The following is a 26,575-nucleotide window of genomic DNA, read 5'->3' on the forward strand; positions in this document are numbered from 1 at the left end:
AAATGGAGGTTATCAAACAACATATTCAAGTACCTTTAGCATTTTTCAACGAAACAGACTTTTTAGAAATCTATCCTGAGAATAAGGCGAGACTTTTTGAAATTACAGAAGAAGAAGCAAATGAAAATGGCGAAAGTATCTTACAAATTTTGGAGGGTAATAGTTATGAATATGCCTTTACTGATAAAAAATACCGCTTACATTGTAGTATTGATGGTATAGTTTCTCAATCAATGCGAGAGCCTTCTCAAGGAAGGATTGTCCCAAATATTTATGTTGGCACACTTACATTATTTGTTACCGATACAACCCAAGATGGTAAAGAATGTGAAATTACTATTGAAGTTTTAGCCACAAAGTTTGACACAGAATTAGATAAAAGTTATCGTGAAAATTATCGTTTTATGTTGAAAGACATAACAGATAAGTGTACAGAACTTTTAATGCAAATCAATTCACCTGTTGAACAAAATTTTGAAACAGACTTTTCAAGAGATAATCAAACTATTTACCAACGATTTAGTTTTATAAATGCTATTGTTCAAAACAAAGATTTTGAAGAAGCGGTTCTTAAAATCATAGCTTCTCCTAAAACGAATTGGGATACTGAAGAAGAAATAGTAGATATTCGAAGAATAAAGAGATTCACAAATACCGCAACAAAACAAATAACCTCAGGGAGCAATAGGATTCCATTAAATTTATCACATTCATTATTCAATGCAGGTATTCATTCCATACCCAATAAAATAAATAGTTTTAGAAAAATTGAGCATACAGATACGTCTGAAAACCGATTTGTAAAACATGCATTAGAAGTTTTTTTAAATTTTGCTGAGGATTGCCAAAAGTATTTCAAAGAAAATCGATTAAATAGGCCGAATATAGAAGCCTCAAATTTAGTTGCAAAACTGGATGGCTTTTTGAGTCAATCATTCTTTAAAAATATTTCTAGACCAATTTCATTAAAATTGAATAGCCCAGTTTTACAGCGGAAAAGTGGTTATCGTGAAATTTTAAGTACTTGGTTGCAATATGATTTAGCATCGAAATTAGTTTGGAAAGGTGGTGACGATGTATATAAAGCAGGTAAAAGAGACATTGCCACGTTATATGAATATTGGTTGTTTTTTACATTATACGATTTATTTAAATCTAAGTTTAAAATAAAAGATATAGAGCACGAAGACCAATCTTATAACCATCTAATAGAGCCAACCAAAGATGGTTTGAATGTAATGGTAAAACAAGGAAAGCATACTGCTTTATATGGTGATTTTATCACAAAAAATAGAGCATTAAAAGTTAAATTCTCTTACAATAGGTCTTTTAAAGGCGGCACAAAATATACAGATGAGCAAGCAGGTAGTTATACAACTACTCTAAGACCAGATTATACATTATCAGTTTGGCCAGCAATATTAAAAGAGAAAGAGGCTGAAAAACAAGAACTTATTGTACATATACATTTTGACGCAAAATATAAAGTAACTCAATTCCAAATTCAAACTTCTACTAATAATGATTTAATTGAAGAAGAGGAAAATAACGAGCGGAAAGGAATCTATAAAAATGCAGATTTGTTAAAGATGCATGCTTATAAAGATGCTATTAGGAGGTCAGGAGGTGCTTATGTTTTATATCCAGGTACAGAAAAAAAGGAAATCAGAGGTTTTCATGAAATTATTCCTGGATTGGGTGCGTTTTCTATCAATCCAACAAGCAATAACAATGATATTTCTGATTTATCAAAATTTATAGATTCAGTAATTGACCACTTGTTAGATAGAGCATCTCAGAGAGAAAATATTAGTTATAAAGCTCGTGAAGTTTATAAAAACGTCAAAGAAGATAAAAATACTCTTCATACACCATTACCCGAATATATTAATAATGTAAAACTAATTCCAGACGACACGTTTGTTTTAGTTGGTTATGCAACAAGTAAAGAACGTTTCAATTGGTATGAAGAAAACGGAAAATATATTTTCAGAATGGATGAAGAAATTGGGTCTCTTGAATTGAATAATGAAGTTGTAAACGCAAAATATTTATTATTGAGAAGAAGTGGCGAATCTACAGCATCAGATTTGTACGAAATTACTAGTAAAGGCCCAAAAGTATTTTCTACATTATATTTAGAAGAATTGAAATATCCTAAAGCTAAAAATCCAAAAGACTATTATTTGTCTATTGATATTCAAAAAGTATCATCTAATGAGTTCGAAAATGTCATTTGGAATTTTAAAGAATTGGGTGAGTTTAAGAGAATACAACAGGTTGTAAGAAATCCTTATTCAAAGGTTGGGATGCCATTTACAGTATCACTTACTGAGTTAATGAATAAAAAAATAAAACTCTAACCTGTATAACTATAATAGGATTTATGTAATAACCTGTATAGTTATTTTTGGACAAAGATTCTAGGGAGATACTTAGGGGATACTAGGGGGATACTTAGGGGATAGTGTTGGGTAAGCTAAAAAAGGTTCCAATAATGTACATCTTACATCCTCAGCCCAACTTACCAAGATGCTCAGAAAGGGTTATAGCGTACCAAAGCCAATGCAAAGCCAATGCAAAGCCGTTGTATATCCGATACAACCCCAATGCAACCAATTCACAAAATCAGGGTATCAAACAGGATTTCGTTCAATGAAATGATGCATTCTTGAATTAGTGAAATTCGTGCAATTTGTGTCTAATACTTAAAAAACTAAATCTTCGCTTGGTAAGTATACAAATCATAATACCTGCCTTGCAACGCAATCAATTCATGGTGAGTGCCTCGCTCAACAATCCTGCCTGCTTCAATCACTAAAATTTGGTCGGCTTTTTTAATCGTACTCAGTCTGTGAGCAATCACAATCGTGGTGCGGTCTTTGATCAATTCTGCTAAACTTTGCTGTATCAATGCCTCACTTTCGGTATCCAAACTAGAAGTAGCTTCATCCAAAATAATAATTTTAGGGTTTGCCAAGATGGCACGTGCAATCGCCAATCGTTGGCGTTGACCTCCAGAGAGTTTTACACCACGTTCACCAATCAAGGTATCCAAACCATCGTCAAAACGGTCAGTAAATTCGTTGACATACGCAGCTGTTACAGCATTTAGCAATTCAGCTTCTGTAGCATTCGGTTTGGGAAACAAGATATTTTCTCTGATGGTACCTTCAAACAAAAATTCATCTTGCAACACCACTCCCAAATATTGTCGATAACTGGGCAACACTACTTTGGATAAATCGTGGTCATCAATCAACACCGTTCCAGAAGTAGGCGTTAAAAACGTAGCCGACAATCCTGCAATGGTAGATTTCCCTGAGCCTGAGCTACCAACCAATGCCACCACAGAGCCTGCTGCGGCTGTGAAACTGATATCGTGCAACACTTCTTTGCCTGCTTCATACGAAAAAGAGACGTTGTGAAAAGTGAGTTCGCCTTTCAAGTCCTGCAACTGAATATGGCGTTCATGGTCATCTGCTTCAGAGGTAGCATTCATCAATTCTTCGGTTCTGTCCAAACCCGCCAAAGCTTCTGTCAATTGACTACCAATATTGCTCATCTGCACAATGGGCGCAATCATAAACCCCAAAATAAGCGTAAAAAATAAGAAATCACCTGTGGTCATTTCTCCTTGAATCATATAATAGCCCCCAATTCCCATAATTCCTGTGGTAGCCACGCCAATTAAAAAGGTAGAAGCACTCGTCATAAAGGCAGTGGCAGTCAAGCTTTTTTTGATATTTTGATAGAGTTTGTCAACGCCTTTTTCAAAGACAACTTGTTCTTGTGCCTCTGCATTAAAGGCTTTGATGACACGCACACCTGCTAAAGTTTCTGTCAACCTACCTGTAACTTCGGCATTGATTTTTCCACGAGTCCTAAAAATAGGGCGAATGTATTTGAATGCTTTCAAAGCGATATACCCAAAAATAGACAAGGGCACAAACACAAATAAGGTCATCCAAGGATTCAATTTGATCAAAATCACCAAAGAGACAATGGCCGTAAAACTTCCACCCACCAATTGCACCAAACCAGTACCAATCAGGTTTCGTACGCCTTCCACATCATTCATAATCCTTGAAACCAACGCCCCTGATTTGGTATTGTCAAAAAAGGAAATGGGCAATGACAAGACCTTTTTTTGCACTTGTGCACGCAATTCACTGATCAAATATTGCGCTTGCACACTTAGAATTCGGGTCAATAAAAAAGAAGAAACTGCTTGCACCAAAATAGCGCCCAACACAATGCCAATCAAACTATACAATTGTGTCATGTTTTTATTCGGAATCACCTCGTCTAACAAAATCTTGCTTTGCCAAGGCAATATCAATCCTGACAAACTTTTAATGACAATCAATCCCAAACCAATAAACACCAAATTTCTACGCGGCCAAATGATGGTGGTAAAGGCTTTCGCCATGGTTACTTTTGGGGTAGAGGTATCGGTTTTTTTTGTATTGGTTTGTAAATGTTGCATGGGTTGTATTCGTATAGAAATGAATGACAAAAATAACCATTTTAGTGGGTTGATTTGTAAAATAGGTTGCACAAAAAAAACCACTTACTAAAAGTGGTTTTCATTTTGGAAATACCATAAATAAAGTGAGTTCAATATCACTTTTGTTGCATTGTGCTGATAGGTAATTTCTTTAGTCCCAAAATTTCTAAACTTTTAGAAACTCCCTGCCTGCCGCAGGCAGGTGTGCCTACTTTGTGAAACTCTGTGTAACAGCTAAATGAAGCTCAGGTTACATACTATTTGCGATTCGCTTTCTTTGCAGTTTTTGCAGCTTTCTTTTCTTTGGGTGTTAAAACAGCTTCCTTTTTAACGTTCTTTTTAGCGTCTTGTGATTTTGCCATGGTGATGTTATTTTAATAATTATTAGTTTGAGACAATTCCTTTGTGAAACTCTGTGCCTCCTTTGTGCCTTTTGTGACACAGCTATTACACTAAGGTTCACAAAGCAATCACACCTGCCTGCGGCAGGCAGGAAGTTACACGAAGTTTTTAATCGGATGATAGAAATTGTAAAATGCAACCGAACTTAGCATATATATAAAGTAAAAATAAGCATCAATGCATATATTTTTACTTTGTGCCTTTTGTGCCTTCCCTGCCTGCGGCAGTCAGGTTTGTGATTTTTGTGGCATAGCTTGTACAAAAACCAATCACGAAGAAGAAGATCAAGTTTACATTTTCAACACAATTCGAAAGCGTGCTTTTCCATCTTCCAAATGAGCAATCGCTTCATTAACATCTGCCATTTGAAATTCCTCAACAGTAGGATAAATACCATGTCGTACACAAAACTCCAACATTTTTTTGGTCAATCCGATACTCCCTGTAGGACTTCCACCTACCGATTTTTCACCCATAATCAAACTAAAAGCCGGAATTGCCATAGGCTCTAAAACAGCGCCTACCGTATGCAATTTTCCTTGTGGAGCCAATGTAGTTAAATAAGAATTCCAATCAAGAGTGACATTGGTGGTATTCAAAATAAAATCCAAGCTACCTGCAATTCCTTGCAAGGCATCTGAATTGGCAGAATCCACGACTTGATGGGCGCCCATTTGTAATATTTCAGCTGTTTTAGCAGGATTCGAGCTAAAGGCAGTCACCTCACAACCCCATGCTTTTAAGAATTTAATCGCCATATGTCCCAATCCGCCAACACCAATCACACCCACTTTGTCAGTAGGTTGCACTCCCGACAATACAATAGGGCTAAAAACCGTAATCCCCCCACAAAACAACGGACCTGCTTTTGCCATGTCTAAGTCTTTTGGCAACGCAATGACCCACGACCAATGACCTCTCACATAATCTGCAAAACCCCCATGACGTCCTACAATAGTGGCTTCCGAGCTACCACACAAATGCTGTTTTCCGTCCAAACATTGGTTGCAGTGCATACAAGCGGCTGAATTCCAACCCATACCCACTTTGTCACCAATTTTCAAACCTTTAACATCTTTGCCAATAGCAGCCACTTCACCCACAATTTCATGACCAGGAACCAATGGAAATTGACTCATTCCCCAATCGTTGTTGATCATACTAAGGTCTGAATGGCACATACCACAATAAGACACTTTGATATCCACTTCCTCGTTTCCAATGGCGGGCAATTCGTACTGAAAGGCAGTTAATTTAGATCCTGCTTCTGTAGCAGCGTAGGCTTGTACTTTTCTCATAATTCGTTTTTTAATTTGAAGTGGTTAAGGTACAAAATTAATTCTACCCATCAGAAAAGATTTCCCAAAGCAATGGTTTTTAAGCTCTTGATTCTTTATTCTTTGCTCTTAGTTCTTTGCCTAAGTTTTTCGTCTAAGCTCTTTGTTCTTGGTTCTTTGCTCTTTATTCTTTATTCTTTGCTCTTAGCTCTTAGTTCTTCGTTTTTAATAAAAATTTTTTTAAACAGAATCAGTTCATTGATAAACTGTTTTCTTACCAAATCATTACATTCTGCAATTAACTCATTGACAACCCAATCCAAAAAATATAGGCATTTAAAAGCATAAAAAATAGTGCTGGCAAGGAAACCCAAAGACTGTCTTTTAATTTGAAACGGACAAGCAAACCAAGCAACATCATTAATGATAATCCAGCAGCGGAAATCAACAACAAAGGCGTGTAAAACCAAAAACCTAAGAGCAATCCAATAGCACCTAATAATTGCAAAATAATGGTGAGCAAACCTAATTTTTCAAGCTGAAAGCGTTTGAATTCACTTTTCATATGTGGGCTTGTAAAATAAGAAATGCCATACCCTAAAAATGAAATACTTGAAACGAAAACACTTAGTGTGTAAAACGACATATTTTAAAAAAGGTTAGCGGCATTGAACGCAATAAAAACACACAATGTCAGTAGGATTAGAGATGGTAATCGCTGTTTCATGGGATTGTTTGCTTTGAAATGAAAATACTGTGCAGCAACCATAAAAAATCCCATCAATATTGCTGAAAACAAAATCAAAGATGGAAACCAAATTCCCACAATTAACAATGTAGCCAAAACTGTTTTCGCAAAACCTACAAAACTTCTTACTAGAATGCTCAATCCGAATTGATCAAACTCTTTGATTACATTGTGTGTTCTAAAAATCCAAACAAATGCCACAGAGGCAGCCACAACAATTTGAGCAATGGTGATTAAATTAATCATAAAAATGCGATTTAAAATTGCGTGAAAGATACTAACTATCTACAGAAGATAAACGAAATGAATGGTTTAAAAAATGGAATCAAGGTGTTGATTGTTATTATTTGGAATGGAATCAAATTAGATTTCTAATCAAATGAAATACTCATTTAAATCATTGATTTTGAATAACAATAGAAAACTTGAAAAGTATTCACATATAAGATTTCTAAAAGCCAATTTCAAAAGAAAACAAGTTATTATTTTGTAAAATATTTATTTCATTTTTGTCATTTTTGTACACATAAAGTAACTGTACAATAATTTTGAATTAACATTTGTTTGTAAACACCACAATAGTTTTGCATCACAAATTAACTTCAAATTCAAACAAATGAAATTTAAATTTTTACTTACGATAGTAGCTTTTTTCAGCTTATTGTCAATCAATAGCCAAAACACAGCAACCCTAAAAGGAACTGTAAAAACTGCTCAAGGTGAGCCAATTATGGGTGCAAACATCTCCATTAAAAATTCAAACAAAGGGACAACCTCAGATATTGACGGAAAATATGAATTGAAATTATCTGAAGGAAAATCCATTATAGTTGAAGTTTCATTCTTAGGGTACAATACCATTAAAAAAGAAGTTGTGGTTGCAAAAGGTGAAATCACTCAAAATTTTATTCTTGAAGAAAGTTCCTATCTTTTAGAAGGTGTGGTGGTTTCTGCTCAAAAAAGAGAACAAAGAAACAAAGAGGTGCCAATTGCGATTACTTCTTACGGAACTGATTTTATCAACAATCAAGGTACTTTTGAATATGATGCATTGTCAGAATTTGTACCTGGTTTTCAAGTGCAAATCCAGAGTGCCAACAATCCTGGAATCGTAGTAAGAGGAATTACGAGTGATAGTGGAGACTCAAGAGTTGAACCTAGAGTTTCTATTTTTCAAGATGGTGTTTCTATCAGTAAATCAAGAGGTTCAGTGGTTGAATTATTTGACATTGAACGTGTAGAAGTTTTAAAAGGACCACAAGGAACCTTATTCGGACGCGGTGCACAAATTGGTGCAATGCACATTATCCAAAACAAAGCAAAAAACGAAAATTCTGGGTCATTGAAACTTGGTTATGGAAACTTCAATCAGTTTTTAGCAACTGGTCATGCCAATACAGTGTTGTCTAAAGACAAAGTGTTTTTAAGAGTTGCTGGGATTTACAATCGCAGAGATGGTTATATCGAAAATCGTTCTGGAGGAGATTTAAACGGAAAAGAAACAGTGGCTTTCAGAGCATCTTTATTGTATTTAATTTCTGATAACACAACTTTAGATGTGATTGCAAACTGGCAACAAGATACGCCTCCAGGAACTTCTTTTAAAAGTGGTACATTTGCGCCTTTAGGTGGTGATTTAAGTCCAAATACTTTTGCTGATTTAGAGAGAGGTGAAGAATTGGGTCTTGACAGAACCGTTTATGGAATCACTGGAATTTTAAAACACAGTTTCAATGATATTTGGGATGTAACTGCAACTTCAGCTTATCGTGAATTTGATTCAAACGAAGCTTTTGATGCTGATGGAACAGCTGCACCAGCGTTGTACTTTAGAGAAATTGCAAAAGGAAAACAATTCAGTCAAGAAGTTCGTTTCAATTTTGATACAAAAGATAAATTCAGAGGATTTTTTGGGGCTAACTTTTTCTTCGAAGATGGTTCACAAGAAGTGCCTTGGTATTTTGACGAAAGAAGTTTAGCTGTTTTATTATTAAGTCCTCAAGCATTGGTCATCAATGGCGTGCCAACGTTATTCCCAGTATTGCCCAATATCCCACAACTAGGTCCTTTGGCTGGTGCACCTTTATTAGCAAGCAACAGCGAAACTTTTACCAATTATGGTAAAAACTATTCAGGAGATATTTTTGCAGATGCTTCCTATGATTTTTCTGATAAATTCTCTATGACTTTAGGATTGAGAGCTACTTGGGAAAACATCAACGCAGGTTTTAAAGTAGATGATATCGAAAAACCATCATTTTTAGCATTCTTAACTCCAGGAAGTGGTTCTAATATTTTGAGTTTACCAACCAACGGAAAAATCACTGCAAGCGAAAACTTTTTATCAGCAGTTGGACGTTTGGCAATGAATTATAACTTGAACGAAAACATCACTTTATTTGCAACAACTTCTAAAGGAAGACGTCCAAACGTAATCAACATAACCTCAACCACAACAGATGTTCTTTCTGATGAAACAGTTTGGTCTTATGAAATTGGTGCAAAATCTTTGTTTATGAACAACAGATTGCAGTTTGATGTAAATGCATACATGTATGATTATTCAAACTTTCAAACCACAATTACAAAATTTGAAAACGGTAACCTTACTTCAATTCCTGAAGATAGTGGAAACGCAAGTTCTTTTGGTTTAGAAATGGCGACTCAATATGCGTTTACTAAAAACAGCAGTTTCTTTGCAAACTATGGCTATATTGACGCTAGTTTTGATGAAACTGATGCCAACGGAAATGCACAAGCATTGGCTGGAAATACTTTCAGATTAACTCCAAAACATTCATTTTCAGCAGGTTTTAACTTCAATCAAATTGTGAATGAAAACTTGGATTTCTTCTTCAGACCAACCTATACGTATAAATCAAAAGTGTTTTTTGAAGAAACGAATTTGCCTAATATTTCTCAAGATGCTTATGGTTTGTTTAACTTCAGATTGGGTTTAGATATTCAAAAGAAATATGAAGTTACCTTTTTCATGAACAATGTAATGGATAAAAAATACATTATTGATGCAGGAAATACAGGAGGTGCTTTCGGAATTCCAACTTTTATTGGAGGTGCTCCAAGATTTTTTGGGGTGCAATTGAAAGCGGATTTCTAAAAATAATAACAATCATTTAAAAAACTACATTAATTAAGTTAATGTAGTTTTTCTATTTTTATAAGATCATATCACAATCATCATAAAAACATCAAACAGATGAAAAAAATAGCTACAATCATTCTCTTTTTAGTCGCTTGTTATCAAACAATTCAGGGACAAATTCTTAGTCAACAAACCACGATTTCAAACTTAGAAGAAGCCATTAAAACTGCTGAAAATAAGGTTGAAAATATAAAACCAAACAACGAAGCTAAAATCATTTGGGCAAAAGGTTTCAAGGAAAAACAATCAAAAATCGCATTTGTATATTTGCACGGTTTTGGCGCAAGTCATAGAGAAGGCGAACCTGTCATGACCCAACTTTCTGAAAAATACCAAGCTAATGTTTTCATGTCTCGCCTTGAAGAGCATGGAATTAATAGAGGAGATAGTTTTAAAAATTTGACACCCGAGAACTATATTGCTTCAGCAAAAGAAGCACTGCAAATTGGAAAAATGTTGGGCAAACAAATTATTCTGGTGAGCACCTCAACTGGAGGTACTTTAAGTTTACATTTGGCTTCAGAAGATGAATCGATTGCAGGATTGATATTGTATTCTCCTTTTATCGGATTGAAAAATCCTGCATTTGCAGCCATACTCTCAACAGAAGGAAAAGCGGGATTTATCAAAATGAATGGAAGCGAAATTATGAAACAAAAAAGGGATGAAGAGGAAGCAAAATATTGGTCAACTTCCTATCATATTGATGGATATGTTGCTTTGATTAAAATGCTCACTACTACAATGACCCCGCAGACGTTTGCAAAAGTGAAAGCACCTGTTTTTATGGGCTATTATTATAAAAACGAACAAGAACAAGACCAGGTAGTTTCAGTGCCAGCGATGCTAAAAATGTTTGATGCTTTGGGAACAGCCGCTGATAAAAAAGAAAAAATGGCCTTTCCTGAAACTGGAAATCATGTCATTGCATGCGATTTAAGATCGAATGACTGGAAAAATGTGTACCAACAAACATTGAATTTTATGGATGATATCATTTTGAACAAACAACCTCAATTCGATTTTGAATTGCAAGGTCATAGAGGTGCAAGAGGTTTGCAACCTGAAAACACTTTGCCAGGTTTTAAAAAAGCGATTGAGTTGGGCGTAAACACCATAGAATTGGATGTGGTGATCAGTAAAGATAAAAAGGTGGTGGTTTCGCATGAACCTTGGTTCAATCACGAAATCACTTTGGATATGAAAGGAAATAGCATTACAAAAGAAGTAGGTTTTGCGTTTAATTTCTATAAAAACGACTATCAATCAATCAAAAAGTATGATGTAGGTGCGATTGGTAATCCTAATTTTCCTGAGCAAGAAAAAGTAAAAGCATATAAACCATTATTATCAGAGGTGATAGATTTTGCAGAGGCAAAAAACCCAAAGATTCTTTACAATATCGAAATTAAAAGTACACCAACAGAAGAAGCAAAAGGGTATCAACCTGCAGTAAATGAATTTTGCGACCTTGTGGTAGCCATACTTAAAAAATCAAAACTTCCTATTGAAAGAGTGGTGATTCAAAGTTTTGACCCAAGAGTGTTAGAATACATTCATAAAACCTATCCTGAGTATTATTTAGCTTTTTTAACTTATCAGAATAATATGGAAACCAATTTGAAAATGCTGAGTTTTATGCCTCAAATTTACAGTCCATATTTTAATTTAATGTCGGACAAAGAAGTTGAAAATTGTCATCAAAAAAACATGAAAGTAATTCCATGGACAGTCAATAAAATAGAAGACATGATACGTTTATTGAAAATGGGCGTGGATGGTTTGATTACAGATTATCCAAATATTGCGATTCCATTAAGAAAGTAAATTTATCAAAAGTCTATAAAAAGGGTTAAAGGAAGATGTCTTTTAGCCCTTTTTTATTTTGAAAAGAATACTTTTTAGTTATTAATTTTCCAGACAATTTTTTCGAAAATTATTAAAAATGATACAACAAATAAAGTTGCACTTTCCTGAAAGTCTTTTTTAACCTCTCAAAAGAAACAACAGAGACAACAAAAACCCTTAAACTATTCTTTTCTCTTTATTCTTTATTCTTTGCTCTTGGTTCTTCGTTTTAAATAACCCCCAGCCATGAACCTTAAATCCAAAATCTTGAACCCATCTAAACCCGAACAACACAAACCAATATTTGTTATCTTTGTAAAAAAGTAACTCCATGAATCATTTTGATACAAGGAAATGATGAACAGTAACACCATAGCATGAATTACAAAATATCCTTTCAGGAAAGAGCGGCTTTAGCCATGATGCAGTTATCCAAGCAATTGCCAATCACCTTAGAACAAGCCAAAGAGCAAGTCCAATGGCTAAAGAAAAACACCAAAACAAATCAAAAGAAACAGCGAGTTTAATTGCATTTGCGCAACAGCATCAATTATTTTACAACGAAATTGATGAACGAAATTATGTTGCAGAAGGTGCAGAGCAAAAGGTTTTCATTAAAGATAATTTGTATGTTGTCAAGTTAAATGATGCGATTTACTATGCCTCATGGGAAGATTACTTCCACAATTCTTTTCTCTTTGCTCTTTATTCTTGGCTCTTAGCTCTTCGTCTTCACTATCCCCAACCTTAAATCCAAAACCTTGAACCCTCCCCAACAGGCAAACAACAGAAACAAAAGAAACCCTTAAACAGTTCTTTTCTCTTTGCTCTTTATTCTTTTCTCTTTATTCTTTATTCTTAGTTCTTCGTTTTTAATAACCCCCAACCTTGAACCTTAAATCCAAAATCTTGAACCCTCCCCAACAGGCAAACAACAGAAACAAAAGAAACCCTTAAACAGTTCTTGGTTCTTAGCTCTTTATTCTTTATTCTTTGTTCTTGATTCTTTATTCTTTATTCTTAGTCCTTCTTTTTTAATAACCCCCAACTTTGAACATAGAATCCAAAACCTTGAACCCCTCCAACCGCTAACCCCTAAACAAAAAAAAGGTTTCACCAGCACAAGCCAGTAAAACCTTTTAGGGGTAAAGTAATTAGCAATTTATTTCATTATAATTTTTTGAGTCCCAAAGTTTACGGCTGTACTCAATATTTTCATGAGTAAAATTCCAGGAGCTAGGGCAACATTCATTTCAAAAGTATTCATTCCTTTTTGCAAGGTCATTGGCATATTGTAAACTACTTTGCCAGTAACATCCATCAACAACACGGTTGCTTGGGTGCTTTGAGTACTCAACAAAGTTGTTTTTAAATATCCTTTTGTCGGATTTGGAAACGCAGAGAAGCTATTCTCTGCAATCGTCAACTCATCTTGTTTCGCTTCAAAAGAATCCTTGATGGCAGTTTTTGATTGTGCCTCACCAACGGTTACAGTAACATATCCAACATCGGCAAAACCTTTGCTATCTGTAATGGTATAATCAAAAGAATCAATGCCTGTAAAACCATTTTTAGGTGTGTAGGTTACTTTTCCGTTTACAATGGCAATATCACCACCTTTCACACTGGCATGAAATATTTTACCATTTGTTAAGGTCAATGCATGAGTCGTATTGGGGCCGTTAACACCAAAACTGTCATTGGCAGTCACATCAATGATGGTGTTTGATCTTCCAGGCTCAACCGAAATAGCATCATTTACTGCATTCAATGGGCCACTTGCTACAACGACTGCTTTTACAGTAAGCGTTACAATTGCTGTAGATGTCAATCCTTCTGCATCAATGATGGTATACGAAAAACTATCTGTTCCTAGATATCCACCAGAAGGCGTGTAAGTGAGCGAAGAAGCACTACCACTAACTGTAAATCCTTGTGCACTAGTGGCATCAAAAGAAAGGATGGAGATTCCTGAGCCAATATCATTCGCCAAAACATCGAGGCTTGTAGCGGTATTTTCAACAATGTCAAAAGCATCATTAGTGGCTAAGCCAGGAATGTTTCCTCCAACAGTAACAGTTACAATTCCGTGGTCAGCAAATCCTTTTGAATCGGTTAGGGTATAGGTAAAAGTGTCAATACCTGCAAATCCGTTTTTAGGAGTATAATTTACTTTTCCATCCACCACACTAATGTCCCCGCCATTAGTGCTAGCATGAAATATTTTTCCGTTGGTTAATGTCAAAGGATGGGTTGCATTGGGACCATTCGCACCAAAATTATCGTTGGCAAGTACATCAATAGGAGTATTGGTACTATTGATAGCTACTGTTGCTACATCATTTACGGCATCTAGTAAACCAGTTGAAACCACAGCTGCTTTTACAGTGATTGATACAGTAGCTGTAGATTGATTTCCATTAGTATCTTCTATACTATACGTAAAACTATCTTGTCCTAGATATCCTCCAGTGGGAGTATAAGTTAGCGAAGAAGCCGAACCTGTTACTGTAAATCCTTGCGCACTAGTGGCATCAAAAGAAAGAATTGTCAATCCTGAGCCAGTATCGTTTGCCAATACATTCAATGGAGTTGCAGTATCCACCACTACCTCAAAAGTGTCATTTACAGCGACAGCAGCCAAAGCGCCCCCAACAGTAATGGTTACAATTCCTTTATCAGCAAATCCTTTGCTATCGGTAAGGGTATATTCAAAAGAGTCTGTTCCTGTAAATCCGTTTTTAGGAGTATAGTTTACGTTGCCATTCACCACAGCAATGTCTCCTCCTTGAGCACTAGCAGTAACTAATTTTCCGCCAGGTAAGGTAAGGGGATGAGAAGCGTTAGGGCCATTCACGCCATAATTGTCATTAGCAGTTACATCAATAGAAGTGCTTGAGCTATTCACAGCAACAGTGATGCTATCATCTACAGCATTGAGCACACCATCAGCAACCACAACTGCTTTCACAGTGATTGATACAGTAGCTGTTGCTTGATTTCCATTGGCATCTTGAATGATGTACGTAAAACTGTCTTGTCCTAAAAATCCACCTGTAGGCGTATAGCTCAATAAAGTACCAGTATTTGTAACGCTAAATCCTTGTGCACTAGTGGCATCAAAAGAAAGTATAGACAATCCTGAACCAGTATCGTTTGCCAACACGTCCAAATTGGTAGCCGTATCCACCACAACATCAAAAGCGTCATTAGTAGCATTTGCGGGTAGATTTCCGCCTACAGTAATCGTAACAGTAGCAGAATCTGCATATCCACCACCATCGGTAATGGTATAAACGAATGAATCCACTCCCGTAAAACCAGTAGGAGGGGTGTAGTTTACTTTTCCGTCAACCACAGCAATCGCTCCTCCATTAGCACTAGCAGTAGCTATTTTTCCACCTGGAAGTGTAATAGGATGAGAAGGATGTGGGCCACTTGGGCCATAAAAATCATTTGCGATGACATCAATAGCCGTATTTGAACTACCAGGTGCAACAGTTATGGCATCTGGATTGGCATTGAGTGGTTCAATATATTCTTGTACAGTAATTCTTGCAGTGGCAGTTGCTTGCACTCCATTAGCATCTTGAATGGTGTATGTAAAACTATCTTGACCTAAAAATCCTCCAGAGGGAGTATAAGTAAGTAAAGAACCATTTAATGTGATGGGAAATCCTTGAGCACTTAGGTTGTCAAAAGTTACAATAGTGGTATTTGAAGAATCGTTTGCCAATACATCAAGGGATGCTGCTCTGTCTTCATCTACGACAAAAGTATCATCCAAAGCAAAAGTGATGTTTTCCAAAGGCTCTATTTTCAAATAGTCAATAACCAATGTATGCGTGCCACTCCAATTGAAATCTCCTGCCCAAGGCAATTGTCGGAATCCAATAATCACTTCAGAAACTCCTTCTGCTACACTAGTAGTGATGGTTTCTTGAATAACACCATCAATAAAAAAGTCAATGCGATCAGCTCTCCAATCAATCGTATAGATGTGAAACTCATCATCAATCAATGATATTTTTTCATTGTTTTGGTTTACAACAGCTTTCATGGTACCTGTAAAAGGTTGGTTGGTGTTTTCGTTGGCATTTCCCCAAGTGTTGTAACGGGCATCTGTCCATCCACCATTAAAAGGCAATGTTTCGTGCCATGGAACAGCGCTATCTCTAGCAACAACTTCAATATCTACTTCATTAAAGATTTCACCTTCTTGATTATAGGTAAATAAAAATCCAACCAAGCCACCATCAACAACAGCACCTTTCATACGAACTTCCAAACGATGGTTTTGGGCAACACCACCAAACTCAAGTGTTTGAAAAGGATGAATCCAATCCAAATCATTGCTGATATCAGCATCTACAGTCAGATAAGCGTTTCCATCTCCAGGAATAAAATCGTTCCAAGAAACTTGGTTTGGGTAAATTTCATTATGAAATGTCCAATAACTTCCAGCAGGAATATTCGTAGGATAGCCTGGTGAATTGAAATCTTCATAATATGTGATGGGATTTGGACTAGTTTGAGCAAACGTTTCCAAAGAAAGTAAGGCAAACAAAAGTGCACTTACTGCGAATTTACTGCATAGCATAGCAGTAAACATAGGGGTATTTCTTTTAATCATTGTAGGGGTTTTAGGGGTGTTGATTAAAACGCAATAAAATTTTTGGGGGAAGTACAAATGTAAAAAAAAAACACATATAAACAACACTTCCAAAAAAAAAAGGAAAATATTCTTCTTAGAAAGCAATTTTACTTACAGTAAACGAATAGTGTAAAATACGGATACACAAATTTTTAAGTCCAAATTCTAATCAACAGAAACAACAGAAACCCTTACACAGTTCTAAATTCTTACTTCTCGCTTCTTTGCTCTTACTTCTTGGCTCTTACTTCTTGCTTCTCTGTTCTTAGTTCTTCATTTTCACTTCCCCCAACCATGAACCTTAAATCCAAAACATTGAACGCTAACCAGCCTTAAAAACTTTGTACAGTAATTGTCTCCGACTGAAATTTATTTTTACCAAAATCCAACGTTCTGATTGGAAACGGAATATTGATATTGTGGGAATTATAAGCAGCTTTGATTGCCATGATTCCAGTGCTTTCCGCTTCTAATATTTCTTTTTTTCCAGTGGCATCAACCCAAAAACGAATGACATAATTAATTGAACTATCACCAAAAGCGGTGTAGAAAAAATCGATTTCTTCGTTTTGCTCTTGTTTGTAAAGAGCAGTAATCGCTTCAATAGTAACTTTTTTTACTACCTCCAAATCACTTTCATATCCTACTCCACAACTGATGGTAACTTTTGTTCTTTCGGTGGTGCTAAAGTTTTTGAAGGGAGCATCAATAATTTTAGAATTCGGAATCACAACAATATTATTGTCAGCTTCCATGATGGTTACGCTTCGTAAATTAATATCAATTACTTTGCCTTCGTGACCATTTGATACAATCCAATTACCAATTTGGATATTGGGTAAAAATGATAAAATAAATCCTGAAAAGGTATTGTGTAGCGTGCCTTGCAATGCCAAACCAATGGCCAAACCAACCACTCCTGCTCCTGCTAAAACAGACGTTAGTACTTTGTCTAAATCTAAGATGGCAAGTGCTGTAAAAAAACCAATTACCACTGTAATAATAAATGAGGCTCTTGCTAAAATGGATTTTATAGATTCTTGTGCTACTTTTTGGAGGACAACATTTTTGATGAATTTGCTCAGATATTTTCCAACATACCAGAATATGATAAAAACAAGAATGGCAAGAAGAAAATTGGGCGTTTTCAAAATAATATCTTCTCCCCAACCATATAATTTTTCAACTACTTTCTCGAAAGCTTTTTGAATGTCAAAATTTTTGATGAGTAGTGTGTTCATAATTTAAAATCAATTTTTTGAGTTATACTTTTTTCAAAGATACGATTTTTAGTTTTTGCAATTCAATGGAATCAATGAGGAAATGGAGAAATGAACCAATGAAATAGTGAATTGATGAAGATTTTACCTAATGAATTACCCAAAAATATTTTCACGCAAAGTCCTATAAAGTCTCCACAATTAGATGCAAAAAAAAGACCTTCTTTTCAGAAAGTCTTTTTACATAATTGTAAATGAGATATAAAAAACCTATTCTTTTCTAGGCTCTCTTGGTCTGCGATCATCACGTCCACGATTATCACGACCGCGATTATCACGATTGTTGTCTCTTGGACGATCATTGTTTTCTCTTGGTGGTCTTGCTACATAACCTTCTGGTTTTGGCAAAATCGCTTTACGAGATACTTTTTCTTTACGTGTTTTTGGGTCAATTCCGAAGTATTTTACTTCAAACACATCTCCCATGTTTACTACATCAGTAACGTTTTCAGTTCGTTCCCAAGCCAATTCGCTTACATGCAATAAAACCTCATTTCCAGGAGCGTCTGTATATTCAACAACAGCACCAAAATCAAGCATTTTGATGACTTTCACTTCATATACATTCCCTACTTCTGGTTTAAACATCATAGATTCTAAACGTCTCAACACGGCTTCAACACCTGCTGGTTTTGTGCCTAAAATTTCGATGATACCATTTCCTGTTGCTGGGTCTTCATTGATAACAATCGTAGTTGCTGTTTCTTTTTGCAATTCTTGGATGTGTTTTCCACCTGGGCCAATAAACGCTCCAATCAAACTATTTGGAATTGTTCTTGTAATGATTTTAGGCGCATGAGGTTTTACTTCTGCATTTGGTTGAGGAATGGTTTCTGTCAAGATATTTAAAATATGCAAACGTCCATCACGTGCTTGTTTCAATGCTTTGATAATCACATCATAAGGCATTCCTTTGATTTTCATATCCATTTGACAAGCGGTAATTCCGTCAGCAGTTCCAGTTACTTTAAAGTCCATATCACCCAAATGATCTTCATCACCCAAAATATCAGACAAAACCGCAAAACGCTCTCCATCAGAAATCAATCCCATGGCAATTCCAGATACTGGTTTTACCATCTGAACTCCTGCATCCATCAACGCCATGGTTCCTGCACAAACAGTTGCCATAGAAGAGGAACCATTTGATTCTAATACTTCAGAAACAATTCTTACGGTATAAGGACAATCTGCTGGAATCATATTTTTTAAGGCACGTTGTGCCAAGTTTCCGTGACCAATTTCTCTTCTTGAAGTTCCTCTTAATGGGTGTGCTTCTCCTGTAGAAAAAGGAGGGAAATTATAATGCAAATAGAATTTTTCTTCTCCTTGATACGAAGGCATGTCCACTTGATTTGCTTCTCTTGAAGTTCCTAAAGTTACGGTTGCCAATGCCTGAGTTTCTCCACGTGTAAAAATAGATGAACCATGCACAGAAGGCAAATAATCTACTTCACACCAAATAGGTCTGATATCAGTAGTTTTTCTTCCGTCTAAACGCAAGCCTTCTGCCAATGTCAATTCTCTGACAGCTTCTTTTTCAACTTTATAAAAATAAGTTTTAATCAATCCGCCATTTTCTGCCAATTCTTCTTCAGTAAAAGAAGCCAAAACTTCGTCTTTTACAGCTGAAAAAGCATCACTTCTGTCTTTTTTACCATGTGCACCTTTTGCAATTGCATAGATTTTATCGTAAGCAATTTCTCTTACTTTTGCAGCAATAGCCTCGTCTTTTTTAGCAGGCTCGTATGTTCTTGTTTCTTTTTTTCCAAATGCTTCTGCCAATTTCACTTGAGCTCTACATTGAATTTTGATAGCTTCATGCGCAAAACGAATCACTTCTACCATTTCTTCTTCAGAAATTTCTTTCATTTCACCTTCTACCATCATTACGGAATCTTCTGAGGCTCCAATAACCATATCCACATCAGACAATTCTAATTGTGCTTGGTTTGGATTGATGATCAATTGACCGTCAATTCTACCCACACGAACTTCCGAAATAGGACATTCAAAAGGAATATCTGACAATTGAATTGCTGCAGAAGCTGCTAATCCAGCCAAAGCATCTGGCATCACATTTTCATCATGCGACATCAATTGAATCATTACTTGCGTTTCTGTTCTATAATCTGATGGAAAAAGCGGACGTAAAACACGATCTACAATACGCATTGTCAACACTTCACCATCACTAGGACGTGCTTCTCTTTTGAAAAAACCTCCAGGAAAACGACCTGCAGAAGCAAATTTCTCACGATAATCTACCGTTAATGGAAAGAAATCCAAACCGCTTTCTTTGTACGAAGAAACTACGGTACATAATAACATGGCATTACCCATTTGAACAACAACTGAACCGTGCGCTTGTTTCGCTAATTTACCGGTTTCTAAGGAAATGGTTCTTCCATCTCCAAGGTCAATGACCTCTCTAAATACTTGTGGAATCATAAATGTTTACTAATAATTTTTTTAAACTGTTTGTTGTTGTTGTGTTGTGGTTGTTTTCAATGGAAACTCAAAAATGCTGTTACTATTTTTGATTTTTTTTATACTATTTGTAATATCTCAATTTGAGACGTCTAAGATATTGAAAAAACAGCGTTGAAAAGTATAGAAAGTTGTTTTTTTGATAAAAAAAGAGGCACATTTTCAGTGCCTCTTTTGGGAACATTATTTTCTAATGTTTAATTCTTTGATAATTGCACGGTATCTTTCGATATCTTTTTTCTTCAGATAATCTAATAAACTTCTACGTTTTCCTACCAACATTACTAAGGAACGCTCTGTGTTAAAATCTTTACGATTTGCTTTTAAGTGTTCCGTTAAGTGGTTGATTCTGTGTGTAAACAACGCAATTTGACCTTCTGAAGAACCAGTATCATTTTTTCCTTTACCGTGTTTTTCGAAGATGCTTTCTTTTACTTCTTTTGTTAAGTACATGCCAATATTATTTAAATGATTTTTATGTATTTCAATGAACTCTTTTCATTGAGGGTGCAAATATAGGATTTATTTTTTGTTTTGAAATACTTTTTAATATTAAAAACAAAGTCAATGAATTGAATGTCAATGATACTAATTACATTTTAAGGATAAGAAATCTGTGGAATCTTAATTTTTTATAGAAAAATAGGTATCAATTTTTACTTCCTTCCAAATTCTCCCCTTTGGGGAGTTAGAGGGGCTTTTACTTTCTTATCGGTAAATTCTGAATCAAATCAATAAACAAGTTTACTTGTTTTTTCAGGTCTTTACGCTCGTAAATGGCATCTAAAAAACCGTGTTCTAGCACAAATTCTGATCGTTGAAAACCTTCAGGCAATTCTTTTCCTGTGGTATCTTTTACTACTCTTGGTCCTGCAAAGGCAATCAAGGCATTGGGTTCTGCAATATTAATGTCACCTAACATAGCATAAGAAGCTGTGGTTCCTCCCGTTGTTGGATCTGTACATAACGAAATATAGGGAATTTTAGCATCTGCCAATTGTGCTAATTTTGCAGAGGTTTTTACCAATTGCATCAATGAAAGTGAAGCTTCCATCATTCTAGCTCCTCCTGATTTTGAAATCATCAAAAACGGAATTTTATGCTCAATAGAATAGTTGATGGCACGTGCAATTTTTTCTCCCACAACTGAACCCATAGAACCACCAATAAAAGCAAAATCCATGGCAGCTACTACCAAGTCTTTTCCTAATGATTTTCCAACGGCTGTTCTTACAGCATCTTTTAATTTTGTTTTTGCTTGGGCTTCTTTTAAACGATCAGGATATTTTTGAGTGTCTTCAAATTTCAATGGGTCTTTTGAAGTCAAATTTTCATTCAGTTCTGTGAAGGTATTGTTGTCAAAAAACAATTCAAAGTATTCTTTACTGCCAATTCGAACATGATATCCGTCTTCTGGACTTACGTATAAATTCTTTTTTAACTCTTCTGTATCAATTATTTTACCACTAGGAGTTTTGTACCAAAGACCTTTAGGCGTGTCTTTTTTATCCTCAGTAGCCGTTTGAATTCCTTTATCTGTTCTTTTAAACCAAGCAGTCATATGATTCTTTATTTAAAGTTGTTGTTTGTATTTTAAAAGTACTTTCAACTTTTCTGAACAGCAAATGTAAAAGATTTTTTGTAGACGATTAAAATTTCCTCCATAAAAAAAGCATCTTTCATTTTTGAAAGATGCTTTTTAGCTAATTATGAAATAATTTTTTACAAGGTATTCACATTATTCAAATCTTGGAATGCTTGTTTTAAACGCGCTTTGAAAGTGTCTTCGCCCAAACGCAACCATTTTCTTGGATCGTAATGTTTTTTATTTGGCTGATCTGCTCCTTCAGGATTCCCAATTTGATTTGCCAAATAAGGAGCCATTTTTTGCATATAATCTCTGATGCCTTCTGTAAAAGCGAATTGTAAATCGGTATCAATATTCATTTTGATAACTCCATAACCAATGGCTTCTCTGATTTCCTCAACAGTAGAACCTGAACCTCCATGAAATACAAAATCAATCGTATTGTGAGGCACATTATAGGTTTTTGAAATGTATTCTTGTGAGTTGCGTAAGATTTTTGGTGTTAATTTTACGTTTCCTGGTTTGTATACTCCATGCACATTTCCGAATGCTGCAGCAATCGTAAACTGTGGAGAAACTTTTAACAATTCTTCGTAAGCATACGCCACTTCTTCTGGTTGAGTATATAATTTTGATGAATCCACATCCGAATTGTCAACACCATCTTCTTCACCACCTGTAATTCCTAACTCAATCTCTAGAGTCATGCCCATTTTGCTCATTCTTGCCAAATATTCTTTGCAGATTTCGATGTTTTCGTGCAAAGGCTCTTCAGATAAATCAATCATGTGCGAACTGTACAAAGGTTTTCCAGTTTCTGCAAAGTGTTTTTCTGATGCATCTAACAAGCCATCAATCCAAGGCAGTAGGTTTTTAGCACAATGATCTGTGTGTAAAATTACAGTAACTCCATACGCTTCTGCCAATTCGTGAATGTGTTTTGCACCTGCAATTCCACCAGCAATAGCCGCTTTTTGGTTTTCGTTAGACAATCCTTTTCCGGCATTGAATTGCGCTCCACCATTCGAAAATTGAATGATAACGGGTGCATTTAATTCTTTGGCAGCTTCTAACACACCGTTAATTGTACTAGACCCAATCACGTTTACGGCTGGGATTGCAAATCCTTTTTCTTTCGCAAGCTGAAATATTGCTTGAACTTCTTTTCCTGTAGCTACTCCAGGTTTTATTGTATGACTCATTTTTGATGTATTGATATTATTCCTCAAAAGTAATAAAAATATGCCTTTTTTCTATGGAAATATGACTTTAAAAAAACGAAAACGATGTATTTTTAGAAAGGATAGTTGATTCCGATGTTATAGACAGCATTTGAAAAGTTATAATTTTTAAACCACTTGTTGCCCTCTAAATAAGGTTCATAGGTTTTAAACCCGATGTCAAAACGTAAAATTAAAAAGTTAAAATCCAATCGTGTTCCAAAACCTGAACCAACAGCAATGTTTTTTAATGAAGAAAGGTTTTTAAATCTTGCATCATTATCCACAAATTCTGATCCTGAAATGTCCCAAATATTTCCAGCATCCACAAAAATGGCACCTTTTAATTTGCTTATGACATCAAAACGGTATTCAGCACTAGTTAAAAATTTAAAACTTCCAGTATTGTATTCCAATCCAGTGTTTCTTCTTCCTGGACCTAATTCATAGGTTTGCCAAGCTCTGATATCATTAGAACCTCCTGCAAAATAACTTTTGATAAATGGAATATCAGAATTGTCATAGGTAATAATTGCGCCAATCATGGTTCTAAATGCAAAAACGGAATTGTTTCCTTTGTCCCAAAATTTCTTGTATTCAATATCGGTTTTAAAATATTGCGCTAACGGAATATTTAAAAAGGTTTTTTTGTCATTGCTATTTCTGCTTTTGGATAATAAACCCATTATATTTCCAGAATTTGCAACTCTTACTTTTAAAAATGAGAAATTATTGTCATTTACATCCGATTGATTATTAAAGGTAAATGAATACGCAATAACAGGAATTAAGAAATCGGATGTAACAATATTAAATCGGTTTTGAATGTTTAAAACGGTGTTGTATTCAGTGGGATTTGTTGCTTGAAAACTTGCATCCGCAGCTACATCTGACATGAATTTCACTGATTCTTCATATTTAGTGGCGTCTGTTGGTAAATTTCCTCCAACTCCAGGATATATTTGTGCAATGTCATTCAATCTCGAAAACTCTGAGCTATAAATATCAAAAAAGCTGGTAACATTCAGGTTTTTAACATATTGGGTGTTAAAAATCTCTAAGTGTATATTCTTTTTCGCATTGAATTGCCACTTAAAATCAGTCATGAATGTAAATGTTTGTCTGTCCAAACCAATATTTTTTTGAAAACTAGAACCAATAGAAATATACGTTCTAGGAGACATTTCTTTAGGAACCAATTTGCTAAGATTGAATGGAGCTAAAAAACGAGGAACTTCCACAGAAATATCAGCACCCAATTCCCATCCAGGACCGTTATTGGAATTAAACCACGAACCCAAAACAGACATTTTTAGCAATTCTGCTCCTCTAAAAGCATTTCTATTGGTTATCGAAAATTTGGCAGATGTTCCAATATTTCTAATGTTGGAATGAGTGATTTCGGTTTCTAAACTTAAATTATATTTTTCAATTGGAGTTAAAAAAACATCCATTCTCAAGTCGCCATTTTCTTCAGAAAGTGGCGTGAATTTTAAGTTTGTTGATTTGAAATTTTGTAAGGATTTCAAATGATTTCTAGTCAAATTTCTGAGCGTGTCTTTATATATTTCTCCAGGTTTTAAAAAGATGGATTGTGACAAGTATTTTGGGTTGAATTTTACCTTTTCGTTTGCGATAAAATTGATTCCTTCATAAGAAATGGAATCTTTGATTGCTTCTTCTTTTTTCAAAAATGAATAATCAGTGTGAACTGTTACTTCCTTGATTCTATGAACTTTATAGGGTCTTTCTACATAGTTTCCATTCTCTTCTGTCAATCTGTTGGTTGAAATTAAAAACTCCACATTGGTTTTATAATCCGTTCTTGTGGAATCCACATAAAACCCTAAAGCAGCTTCAGAAAAATGAAAAATTCCACTATTTCTAAAAAGTTTTACAATACTACTTGCTTCGTTTCTAAAATCTTGATCTTTGTATTGAGCACCTGTTTTTAGATAGCTTTCGTGTTTTGAATTTTTATAAATAGAGTCCAATTCTGGAGAGGCAATTTTCACGAGAATACTATCCAACATTGTTGGTTTTCCCTTTTGAATATGATATTCAACAATCGCTTTTTTATCGTTATTTCTTTTGATAATGGTGTCAACTTTCGATTTGAAGTATCCTTGCGTTTTGTAATAAGCCCATAAATTATCGGCTGTTTTTTGAATTTTTGATTTGTTTACAATTTCAGGAGCGTCGTTTTTCAAATACCAATTATTCAAATTGATAAACGAATTTGCATAGGCAATACTCTGTTTTTCGGAAAAAATGCTTTTGATGAATTGATACGATTTTGGGTTTTTTTCAGCCCATTCTGAATGAGTTTTTGGTTTGTCAGGATTTCCAAGATTGTAAAAATAAAGGCCAAAAGGAAGTCCTAACAAGCGATTATTTGGTTTTTGAAGGATGTATTTTTCCAAATCTCCACTTTTAGATTTCACACTATCTATAAAAAGTAAATTTTCTCTTAACAAGTATTCTCCCTCAGCAACCTGTTTTGTGGAATTACAGGAGGCAAAAAAGATAGCCAATAAAAAATAGAAAGCGAGTTTTTTCATTATTTTAGCAACGGTAATAATGCCAAAAATAGTATTTTTCATCGGTTTATTTTTATTTACAAACAATTAATGAGCATTTCAAAAAATCAACTTAAAGTCATTCAAAGTTTATCGCAAAAAAAATACCGTTCAAAGCATCAATTATTCATTGCTGAAGGGGTAAAAGTAGTCAACGAATTGTTGCATTCTTCATTTGAATTGGAAGCTATTTTTGCTACTGATGGTTTTAAATGCGATGATTTTTTAGATAAAAAAACAACCATTTCCGAATCGGAATTACAAAAAATAAGTCAGTTAAAAACGCCCAATAATGTATTGGGGTTGTTTAAAATCCCATCTAAAAAATCACTTAAAAAAAATGGTTTGACAGTGGTTTTAGATGCGATAAATGACCCTGGAAATTTGGGCACTATCATTCGTTTATGCGATTGGTTTGGAGTCACACAATTGGTTTGTTCTGAAGATACTGTAGATTGTTTCAATCCAAAAGTAGTGCAATCAAGCATGGGATCTTTGTCAAGAATTGACATTCATTATACAGCTTTAGAACAATTTTTAAAAGATACTTCATTGCATATTTTTATGGCAGATATGAATGGCGAAAACGTGTATAAAACGATACTTCCTGAAGAAGGAATTTTACTGATGGGAAATGAAGCGAATGGCGTTTCTGAAGGTGTGAAAAAATTCGCAAATCAAATCATTTCTATCCCAAGATTTGGGGATGTTCAACAAACCGAAAGTTTGAATGTTGCCACAGCAACTGCCATTTTATTAAGTGAATTTAAAAGAGGGAAATAAGTTTTTTGAATACCTACAAGGTTTTTATTTCCG

Annotated in this window: 17 protein-coding genes; 6 read left to right on the forward strand and 11 right to left on the reverse strand. The window is 35.0% G+C overall.

All coding sequences use genetic code 11. From position 1 onward, the window contains the following. The first annotated feature begins 2 nt into the window (after window positions 1-2). Window positions 3-2,363: a DUF2357 domain-containing protein gene (locus IU405_RS04730; protein ID WP_197437462.1), complete on the forward strand. Its 2,361-nt coding sequence runs from the start codon at window positions 3-5 to the stop codon at window positions 2,361-2,363. A gap of 353 nt (window positions 2,364-2,716) precedes the next feature. On the opposite strand, the gene IU405_RS04735 is transcribed toward IU405_RS04730, so the two are convergent. The 4 genes from IU405_RS04735 to IU405_RS04750 all read right to left on the reverse strand — a co-directional run bounded on the left by IU405_RS04735 (window position 2,717) and on the right by IU405_RS04750 (window position 7,183). Next, window positions 2,717-4,489, reverse strand: coding sequence for an ABC transporter ATP-binding protein (locus IU405_RS04735; protein ID WP_197437463.1), 1,773 nt, complete (start codon window positions 4,487-4,489; stop codon window positions 2,717-2,719). A 713-nt stretch (window positions 4,490-5,202) separates the two neighbouring features. Next, entirely contained in the window at window positions 5,203-6,210 is a 1,008-nt protein-coding gene (locus tag IU405_RS04740; protein WP_197437464.1) for an NAD(P)-dependent alcohol dehydrogenase, read from the reverse strand. 277 nt (window positions 6,211-6,487) lie between these two features. Beyond that, the gene (locus tag IU405_RS04745) at window positions 6,488-6,835 is read right to left on the reverse strand and encodes a DoxX family protein (RefSeq protein WP_197437465.1); all 348 of its coding nucleotides are present in this window, start codon (window positions 6,833-6,835) and stop codon (window positions 6,488-6,490) included. A 3-nt stretch (window positions 6,836-6,838) separates the two neighbouring features. Further along, window positions 6,839-7,183, reverse strand: coding sequence for a DoxX family protein (locus IU405_RS04750; protein WP_197437466.1), 345 nt, complete (start codon window positions 7,181-7,183; stop codon window positions 6,839-6,841). Between the two features lie 370 nt (window positions 7,184-7,553). On the opposite strand from IU405_RS04750, the gene IU405_RS04755 reads away from it, so the two are divergent. From IU405_RS04755 to IU405_RS04770, 4 genes are all read left to right on the forward strand, one after another. Continuing rightward, window positions 7,554-10,055, forward strand: coding sequence for a TonB-dependent receptor (locus IU405_RS04755; RefSeq protein WP_197437467.1), 2,502 nt, complete (start codon window positions 7,554-7,556; stop codon window positions 10,053-10,055). Between the two features lie 99 nt (window positions 10,056-10,154). Next, window positions 10,155-11,927: a glycerophosphodiester phosphodiesterase family protein gene (locus IU405_RS15650; RefSeq protein WP_231749545.1), complete on the forward strand. Its 1,773-nt coding sequence runs from the start codon at window positions 10,155-10,157 to the stop codon at window positions 11,925-11,927. Window positions 11,928-12,325: 398 nt separating this feature from the next. Next, on the forward strand, window positions 12,326-12,475 hold the full coding sequence (locus IU405_RS04765) for a hypothetical protein (RefSeq protein WP_197437468.1): 150 nt from the start codon (window positions 12,326-12,328) through the stop codon (window positions 12,473-12,475). Beyond that, entirely contained in the window at window positions 12,427-12,699 is a 273-nt protein-coding gene (locus IU405_RS04770; protein ID WP_197437469.1) for a hypothetical protein, read from the forward strand. Before IU405_RS04765 ends, IU405_RS04770 begins: the two co-directional genes overlap by 49 nt. A 411-nt stretch (window positions 12,700-13,110) precedes the next feature. On the opposite strand, the gene IU405_RS04775 is transcribed toward IU405_RS04770, so the two are convergent. The 7 genes from IU405_RS04775 to IU405_RS04805 form a co-directional block, all read right to left on the reverse strand. Continuing rightward, a complete protein-coding gene (locus IU405_RS04775) occupies window positions 13,111-16,581 on the reverse strand; it encodes an Ig-like domain-containing protein (RefSeq protein ID WP_197437470.1) in 3,471 nt (1,156 codons plus the stop codon). Window positions 16,582-16,934: 353 nt separating this feature from the next. Continuing rightward, a complete protein-coding gene (locus tag IU405_RS04780) occupies window positions 16,935-17,843 on the reverse strand; it encodes a mechanosensitive ion channel family protein (RefSeq protein WP_197437471.1) in 909 nt (302 codons plus the stop codon). Between the two features lie 249 nt (window positions 17,844-18,092). Continuing rightward, a complete protein-coding gene (locus tag IU405_RS04785) occupies window positions 18,093-20,333 on the reverse strand; it encodes a polyribonucleotide nucleotidyltransferase (protein WP_197437472.1) in 2,241 nt (746 codons plus the stop codon). 222 nt (window positions 20,334-20,555) lie between these two features. After that, complete coding sequence (gene rpsO / locus IU405_RS04790) at window positions 20,556-20,825, reverse strand: 30S ribosomal protein S15 (RefSeq protein ID WP_197437473.1); 270 nt, start codon at window positions 20,823-20,825, stop codon at window positions 20,556-20,558. Window positions 20,826-21,072: 247 nt separating this feature from the next. Beyond that, window positions 21,073-21,933 (reverse strand): acetyl-CoA carboxylase, carboxyltransferase subunit beta, encoded by an 861-nt coding sequence (accD, locus tag IU405_RS04795; RefSeq protein ID WP_197437474.1) that lies wholly within the window; start codon window positions 21,931-21,933, stop codon window positions 21,073-21,075. 161 nt (window positions 21,934-22,094) lie between these two features. Then, a complete protein-coding gene (gene fbaA / locus IU405_RS04800) occupies window positions 22,095-23,162 on the reverse strand; it encodes a class II fructose-bisphosphate aldolase (RefSeq protein WP_197437475.1) in 1,068 nt (355 codons plus the stop codon). Between the two features lie 92 nt (window positions 23,163-23,254). Beyond that, a complete protein-coding gene (locus tag IU405_RS04805) occupies window positions 23,255-25,783 on the reverse strand; it encodes an outer membrane protein assembly factor (protein ID WP_231749547.1) in 2,529 nt (842 codons plus the stop codon). Window positions 25,784-25,810: 27 nt separating this feature from the next. On the opposite strand from IU405_RS04805, the gene IU405_RS04810 reads away from it, so the two are divergent. Further along, entirely contained in the window at window positions 25,811-26,542 is a 732-nt protein-coding gene (locus IU405_RS04810) for a TrmH family RNA methyltransferase (protein ID WP_197437476.1), read from the forward strand. Window positions 26,543-26,575: the final 33 nt, after the last annotated feature.

The sequence above is a fragment of the Polaribacter sp. BAL334 genome (assembly GCF_015767435.1).
Lineage (GTDB): Bacteria > Bacteroidota > Bacteroidia > Flavobacteriales > Flavobacteriaceae > Polaribacter.

Bases quoted from the DNA above. Each gene is read 5' to 3' on its own strand.
- IU405_RS04730 (WP_197437462.1), top strand. From the start codon at position 3: ATGGAGGTTATCAAACAACATATTCAAGTACCTTTAGCATTTTTCAAC.
- IU405_RS04735 (WP_197437463.1), bottom strand. From the start codon at position 4,489: ATGCAACATTTACAAACCAATACAAAAAAAACCGATACCTCTACCCCA.
- IU405_RS04740 (WP_197437464.1), bottom strand. From the start codon at position 6,210: ATGAGAAAAGTACAAGCCTACGCTGCTACAGAAGCAGGATCTAAATTA.
- IU405_RS04745 (WP_197437465.1), bottom strand. From the start codon at position 6,835: ATGTCGTTTTACACACTAAGTGTTTTCGTTTCAAGTATTTCATTTTTA.
- IU405_RS04750 (WP_197437466.1), bottom strand. From the start codon at position 7,183: ATGATTAATTTAATCACCATTGCTCAAATTGTTGTGGCTGCCTCTGTG.
- IU405_RS04755 (WP_197437467.1), top strand. From the start codon at position 7,554: ATGAAATTTAAATTTTTACTTACGATAGTAGCTTTTTTCAGCTTATTG.
- IU405_RS15650 (WP_231749545.1), top strand. From the start codon at position 10,155: ATGAAAAAAATAGCTACAATCATTCTCTTTTTAGTCGCTTGTTATCAA.
- IU405_RS04765 (WP_197437468.1), top strand. From the start codon at position 12,326: ATGAATTACAAAATATCCTTTCAGGAAAGAGCGGCTTTAGCCATGATG.
- IU405_RS04770 (WP_197437469.1), top strand. From the start codon at position 12,427: ATGGCTAAAGAAAAACACCAAAACAAATCAAAAGAAACAGCGAGTTTA.
- IU405_RS04775 (WP_197437470.1), bottom strand. From the start codon at position 16,581: ATGATTAAAAGAAATACCCCTATGTTTACTGCTATGCTATGCAGTAAA.
- IU405_RS04780 (WP_197437471.1), bottom strand. From the start codon at position 17,843: ATGAACACACTACTCATCAAAAATTTTGACATTCAAAAAGCTTTCGAG.
- IU405_RS04785 (WP_197437472.1), bottom strand. From the start codon at position 20,333: ATGATTCCACAAGTATTTAGAGAGGTCATTGACCTTGGAGATGGAAGA.
- rpsO (WP_197437473.1), bottom strand. From the start codon at position 20,825: ATGTACTTAACAAAAGAAGTAAAAGAAAGCATCTTCGAAAAACACGGT.
- accD (WP_197437474.1), bottom strand. From the start codon at position 21,933: ATGACTGCTTGGTTTAAAAGAACAGATAAAGGAATTCAAACGGCTACT.
- fbaA (WP_197437475.1), bottom strand. From the start codon at position 23,162: ATGAGTCATACAATAAAACCTGGAGTAGCTACAGGAAAAGAAGTTCAA.
- IU405_RS04805 (WP_231749547.1), bottom strand. From the start codon at position 25,783: ATGAAAAATACTATTTTTGGCATTATTACCGTTGCTAAAATAATGAAA.
- IU405_RS04810 (WP_197437476.1), top strand. From the start codon at position 25,811: ATGAGCATTTCAAAAAATCAACTTAAAGTCATTCAAAGTTTATCGCAA.